The sequence below is a fragment of the Paenibacillus sp. IHBB 3054 genome, from assembly GCF_051594305.1.
Classification (GTDB): Bacteria; Bacillota; Bacilli; order Paenibacillales; family Paenibacillaceae; genus Paenibacillus_AQ.
The window spans coordinates 1-777 of record NZ_JBOFBG010000134.1 but is presented as its reverse complement, the minus strand read 5'-3'; the positions used below and the strand labels follow the sequence as shown (position 1 = coordinate 777).

Genomic DNA, 777 nt, shown 5'->3' with positions numbered 1-777 from the left:
TATGATCCGTGGGGCCGGGTGATTTCGAAGCGGACGTTTAGAGATTGGCCGAATCAGTCGCAGCCCATCACAGAACGCTACAGTTACGATATTATCGGCAATCTTACGGGATATACCGATCCGATGAACCATCTCAATGATGCTGGCGTGACAACCCTTTACAGTTACAACGCATTAAATCAGTTAACTGGTGTTAAGGATGCGCTGAATCAGACCACACGGTACAGCTATGACGGAAATGGACAAATATCCAAGGTGACCATTCAGGGCAAGGGTGAGTCGGAACAAACCTTAAACACGAAGAGTTACAACGAAATCGGACTGATGACGACGAAGCAGGACGCCGCCGCCAAAAGCGAAAGTGTGTCCTATAATCATCTGGGTCAACAGACCGGTAAAACGGACCGTATGGGCAGTGTGTTCAGTTACAACTACGACGAGAGAGGTCAACTTAAGAGCAGTTCCGTTAGTGGAGTAATCAATAATACATCTGCTACGCAAAAAATCGATGTTATCTATGGAGATGGATCGCCAAAGTACCGTACGATCAATAGTTATGTGAATGGAACCTTAAGGGCAACGCAGAAACGTTACCTGGATAGCATGAACCAAGTACGTAACGATTACTCCGTTGGATATTCTACTACGGGTGCGGGTAACCACTCGTCGTCCATTTTAAACCAGTTGGATGTACTGGGCCGAATGACACAAATAAACGATTCCAATCTTGGGTTTTATGTAAACTACCAATTTGACAGTCAGCGGCTGATCAACGTT

1 pseudogene is annotated in these 777 nt (G+C 45.8%); it reads left to right on the top strand.

The window, feature by feature from the left end:
* Window positions 1-777, top strand: a pseudogene (locus ACQ76X_RS36075) (RHS repeat protein); the annotation flags it as partial.